The organism is Actinotalea sp. C106 (assembly GCF_023630195.1).
In the GTDB taxonomy this organism is placed as follows: domain Bacteria; phylum Actinomycetota; class Actinomycetes; order Actinomycetales; family Cellulomonadaceae; genus Actinotalea.
Genome location: NZ_JALPKN010000605.1, coordinates 1 through 669, shown reverse-complemented (window position 1 = coordinate 669; position 669 = coordinate 1). Strand labels below are relative to the sequence as shown.

The 669-nt window shown below is 76.5% G+C and carries 2 protein-coding genes; both read left to right on the top strand.

All coding sequences use genetic code 11. The features are described from left to right. Nucleotides 1-395 (top strand): hypothetical protein (locus L0B03_RS18755; protein ID WP_250448626.1); only part of this gene is annotated, 395 nt, incomplete at its 5' end. Beyond that, nucleotides 392-669 (top strand): hypothetical protein (locus tag L0B03_RS18750; RefSeq protein ID WP_250448624.1); only part of this gene is annotated, 278 nt, incomplete at its 3' end. The genes L0B03_RS18755 and L0B03_RS18750, both read left to right, overlap by 4 nt.

Sequence of the window (669 nt, the reverse complement as noted above, 5' to 3'; positions counted from 1 at the left end):
CCCTCCTCCTAGGGCCGCCCGGCGGCGCGGTGGAGGGGTGCGCGGTGGTGTGGTTCGCGGGGGAGGACGGTGCCTGGGCGCAGGAGTGGGGGGCGGCCCTCGCCGAGGTCCTGTCCCAGGTCGACCAGGCCCACGCCCTGGTGCGCTCAGCACGGACCGACTCCTGGCAGGCGACGGCCGCGAGCCGGTACCACGGTGAGCTCGACCTCCTCGAGCAGGATCTGCGCCGACTGACCGAGGTCGTCCTCGGGGCCGACCAGACCCTCGCCCGGCATGCCGACTCCGCCGTCGCGCAGCGCGCGGCCCTGACTCCCGAGGGCCTCGACCCGACCTCGCCAGGCGCGCGGTGGCTCGCCCTCGGAGTCGACCTGGCCGATCAGCTGGGTTCACGGTGAGCGAGGTCGCTCCGCCGCCGGACCTGGACCGGCTCCCCTCCGGGGTCCGGGTCCGCGGCGGTTACGGCAGCACCCGGGTCCACCTCGAGGAGCTCGAGCGCGCCGCGGTCGTCCTCTGCCGTCTCGCGGACCTGCTCGAGCACGCGGGTGCGCGGGCCCTGCGCCTGGGCACCACCGTCGAGGAGGCCGCACGCTTCTCCCCCACGACCGCGACGGCTGCCCGGGAAGCCCTCGCCGAGGTCGCGACCCGGGCCGGTGGTTGCCTCGCGGTGGC